The sequence below is a fragment of the Micromonospora sp. NPDC052213 genome (genome assembly GCF_040679695.1).
In the GTDB taxonomy this organism is placed as follows: domain Bacteria; phylum Actinomycetota; class Actinomycetes; order Mycobacteriales; family Micromonosporaceae; genus Micromonospora.
Genome location: NZ_JBFAVI010000299.1, coordinates 1 through 3,775, shown reverse-complemented (window position 1 = coordinate 3,775; position 3,775 = coordinate 1). Strand labels below are relative to the sequence as shown.

At 72.9% G+C, this 3,775-nt stretch carries 4 protein-coding genes; 3 read left to right on the top strand and 1 reads right to left on the bottom strand.

Going from position 1 to position 3,775, the window contains the following annotated elements; genetic code table 11:
* Window positions 1–47 precede the first annotated feature (47 nt).
* The gene (locus AB0L34_RS33220) at window positions 48–290 is read right to left on the bottom strand and encodes a mycoredoxin (RefSeq protein ID WP_350703837.1); all 243 of its coding nucleotides are present in this window, start codon (window positions 288–290) and stop codon (window positions 48–50) included.
* A gap of 92 nt (window positions 291–382) precedes the next feature.
* Between AB0L34_RS33220 and AB0L34_RS33215 the strand changes: the two genes are divergently transcribed.
* The 3 genes from AB0L34_RS33215 to AB0L34_RS33205 all read left to right on the top strand — a co-directional run bounded on the left by AB0L34_RS33215 (window position 383) and on the right by AB0L34_RS33205 (window position 3,423).
* Window positions 383–2,542, top strand: coding sequence for an ATP-dependent DNA helicase UvrD2 (locus AB0L34_RS33215; RefSeq protein WP_363709570.1), 2,160 nt, complete (start codon window positions 383–385; stop codon window positions 2,540–2,542).
* A 126-nt stretch (window positions 2,543–2,668) separates the two neighbouring features.
* Window positions 2,669–2,926: a hypothetical protein gene (locus AB0L34_RS33210; RefSeq protein WP_363709568.1), complete on the top strand. Its 258-nt coding sequence runs from the start codon at window positions 2,669–2,671 to the stop codon at window positions 2,924–2,926.
* 131 nt (window positions 2,927–3,057) lie between these two features.
* On the top strand, window positions 3,058–3,423 hold the full coding sequence (locus tag AB0L34_RS33205; RefSeq protein WP_350682265.1) for a WhiB family transcriptional regulator: 366 nt from the start codon (window positions 3,058–3,060) through the stop codon (window positions 3,421–3,423).
* Window positions 3,424–3,775 lie beyond the last annotated feature (352 nt).

The window sequence follows — 3,775 nt, the reverse complement described above, 5'->3', positions numbered from 1 at the left end:
GGCCGGCCCGTCCGGGCCGGCCGCTCGTCGGCGGGTGGTGCGCCAGGTCAGGCGGACAGGCCGGCCAGGTGCTGCTTGACCTGCGTGATCGAGGGGTTGGTCAGGGCGCTGCCGTCGGCGAAGCGCAGCGTCGGGACGGTCTGGTTGCCGCCGTTGACGCTCATCACGAACTCCGCGGCCTTCGGGTCCTGCTCGATGTCGACCACCTCGTACCCGATGCCCTCCCGGTCGAGCTGCGACTTCAGCCGGTGGCAGTAGCCGCACCAGGGGGTGGAATACAGCGTCAGCATGGTCAGATCCTCCAACGGTCCGCCCGGCGGCTTGCCGATCAAGCCCAGGCTAACCGCTGCAACGCCGGGCAGAGCTGAGACAATTCCTCGCTGTGGTGGTTCACTCAGCGTCCGAACGCGTGCTCGCCGGTCTGGATCCGGAGCAGCGGTCGGCGGTGACCGCCCCCGCCGGCCCCGTCTGCATCCTGGCCGGCGCCGGCACCGGCAAGACCCGGGCCGTCACCTCCCGGATCGCCCACCGGGCGCTGTCCGGGGAGATCTCGGCCCGGCACGTGCTGGCGGTGACCTTCACCGCCCGGGCCGCCGCCGAGATGCGGAGCCGGCTCGCCGTGCTCGGCGTGCCGGGTGTGCAGGCGCGGACCTTCCACGCGGCGGCACTGCGCCAGGTGCGCTACTTCGCACCCCGGCTGCTGGAGGGGCGGGCCATGCCCGAACTGCTGGACAGCAAGGTCCGGCTGGTCACCCTCGCCGCGGCCAAGGCCGGCCTGCGCGCCGACCGGGCGGCCGCCCGGGACCTGGCCGGTGAGATCGAGTGGGCCAAGTCGTCGCTGGTGGAGCCGGGGGAGTACGTCGTCGCGGCGGCGAAGGCGCTGCGGGACACCCCGCACGAGCCGGCGAAGGTCGCCGACGTCTTCGCCGCGTACGAGCGCCTCAAGCGGTCCAACGGCGTGATCGACTTCGAGGACATGCTGCGTGCCGCGGTCTGGGGGATCGAGGAGCACCGGGACGTCGCCGAGCAGGTCCGCGCCCAGTACCGGCACTTCGTGGTCGACGAGTACCAGGACGTCAACCCGCTCCAGCAGCGGCTGCTGGAGGCGTGGCTGGGCGGCCGGGACGACCTGACCGTGGTCGGCGACGCCAGCCAGACGATCTACTCGTTCACCGGGGCCACGTCGTCCTACCTGGTCGACTTCCCGCGCCGGTACCGCGGGGCGACGGTGGTCCGGCTGGTCCGCGACTACCGCTCCACCCCGCAGGTCGTCGGGCTGGCCAACGCGGTGATCTCGCAGGCGCGGGGCGCCGAGGCGCGGCTGCGGCTGGAGCTGGTCGGCCAGCGTCCGCCCGGCCCCGAACCGGAGCTGCGGATCTTCACCGACGAGCCGGCCGAGGCCAACGCGGTCGCCGCCCGCTGCCGCGCGCTGGTCGACGCCGGCACCCCGGCGAAGGAGATCGCCGTGCTGTTCCGGACCAACGCGCAGTCCGAGGCGTACGAGAAGGCGCTGACCGAGGCGCGGGTGACGTACGTGGTGCAGGGGGCGGAGCGGTTCTTCGAGCGGGCCGAGGTTCGGCAGGCGATGGTCGCACTGCGGGCCGCCACCCGCGCGATCCCGGGGGAGACCCCGCTGCCGGCCGCCGTGGTCGAGGCGCTCGCGGCGGTCGGCTGGGCCCCCGACGCCGCCCCGGCCGGTGGCGCCGCCCGCGAGCGGTGGGAGGCGCTCGCCGCGCTGGTCCAGCTCGCCGAGGAGTACGCGGCCACCCCGGAGGTGCTGCCGATCGGGCCGGCCGCCTCCGTCGAGCGCCCGGTCACCCTGGCCGACTTCAACGACGAGCTGGCCCGGCGGGCCGCCGCCCAGCACGTGCCGACCGTCGACGGGGTGACCCTGGCCTCGCTGCACTCGGCGAAGGGGCTGGAGTGGGACGCGGTCTTCCTGGTCGGCCTCTCCGAGGGCACCCTGCCCACCACGTACGCCAAGACCGTCGAGCAGGTCGAGGAGGAACGCCGGCTGCTCTACGTCGGCATCACCCGGGCGCGGGAGTGGCTGTGGCTGTCGTACGCCTCGGCCCGTTCGCCGGGCGGGCGGGCCCGGCGGCCGTCGCGGTTCCTGCCGCAGCTGGACCGCTCGGGCGGCACGGAGCGGGCCGGCGCCGGCCCGGGGCGGCGGCCGGAGCGGCGACGGACCCAGATCGTGTCCTGCCGGATCTGCGGTGCCACCCTGCTCGCCGGGCCGGACCGCAAGCTCGGCCGCTGCCCCACCTGCCCCTCCGACATCGACGACGAGCTGCACGAACGGCTGCGCGAGTGGCGCCAGCGGGTGGCCGGCGGGCAGCGGGTTCCGGCCTATGTGGTCTTCACCGACGCCACGCTGGTCGCGCTGGCCGAGCGGCGTCCCGCCCGGGCGGAGGAACTGATCGCGATCGCCGGCATCGGGCCGCGCAAGCTCGGCCTCTACGGGGAGGCGGTGCTGGCGCTGGTGGCGGGCGCGGCGGTCGACGACGTCTGCCCGGAGAAAAACTTCGAAATCTCGTCGTAAATTCGTTTGCCCTCGCCCCCGGGCGAGGAATAGCCTCATGGCACACCTCGCGAGCGGCGCCATTCGGGCTGCTCACGAGGGGTCGAGACCGTGTCGGCACGAGAGAACGTCAGGGAGGTGGCACCAATGGAGATCTTCTACATCAACGAGCGTCCGGCGGCGCTGCCCGCTGCCGTCGTTCCGCTGTCGGCTGTCCGGGTGGCCGTCGCCGCCACGCGACCGTCGGTTCCGCAGGTGCACCAGGTCGAGGCTCAGGCCGAGCTGATCCTCGCTCCCGCGCCGACCGGAATCCAGGGGACCAGTGGCTTCACGGGCAAGGGCGTCGATGTCGCCAACAAGCGCATGGACGTTCGCGGAGTTCCACCTCGAGGTAGACCAGTCTGATCCATCAGACGACCGGCTCACCTCGAGGCCGCGGAACCCGCTACCGGGATCCGCGGCCTCAGTTTTTTGCCCGCCAAGTACGTCGGAAGTGCGATCCACGAGATCGAAAACGAGAGAGAGGTGACCGGGCGATGAGTCTGGCGTTGGCCCCGCTCGACGTGAGCGTCGAGGTGGAGGCGAACCTGCCCTGCCGGAAGTTCGACCCCGACCTGTGGTTCTCCGACTCGCCCGCCGAGCTCGAGCTGGCCAAGTCGCTCTGCGGGGACTGCCCGCTGCGCGTCGAGTGCCTGGCCGGGGCGGTGGAGCGGGCCGAGCCCTGGGGCGTCTGGGGCGGCGAGATCTTCGAGCGTGGCGCGGTCGTCCCGCGCAAGCGGCCCCGTGGTCGCCCGCGCAAGGAGGACCTCGCCCGCGACGCGGCGCTCCGGGTCGAGGCCGAGGCGCGGCTGGCGGCCAGTGGGCTGTCCGAGTCGCGCAACGCGGTCCGGCTGGCAGCCTGACATGAACCCGATCCGTCCCACCCACGCCGGTCTCGCACCGGCGACGAGAGAGCTGACCACCATGCTGAACGTTCTTAACGGAGTCGCCGAAATGCAACTACTTCACGAAGCGTTGTCCCGGGCTCGAATGCGCCGGCCTCAGGCCGGTCGTACCACCACGAGCACTGAGGCAACCCGTTCCGCCCGTACCGTCGCGATGAGCAGCCGTAACCGATCGGCGCGCGACCTGGGCGTTCTCTAGATCCATACTGATGCCCGAGGGGCGGTGGCCGGTTCGGCCACCGCCCCGCGGCGCGGTCCGTGCGTCGTCCACCGCGTGTCGGGCGGTGTCGCGTCGCGGCGGCCGGGCAGG

What these genes read in the sequence shown, in the direction of transcription:
- AB0L34_RS33220 (WP_350703837.1), bottom strand. Translation starts at nt 290, where the DNA reads ATGCTGACGCTGTATTCCACCCCCTGGTGCGGCTACTGCCACCGGCTG.
- AB0L34_RS33210 (WP_363709568.1), top strand. Translation starts at nt 2,669, where the DNA reads ATGGAGATCTTCTACATCAACGAGCGTCCGGCGGCGCTGCCCGCTGCC.
- AB0L34_RS33205 (WP_350682265.1), top strand. Translation starts at nt 3,058, where the DNA reads ATGAGTCTGGCGTTGGCCCCGCTCGACGTGAGCGTCGAGGTGGAGGCG.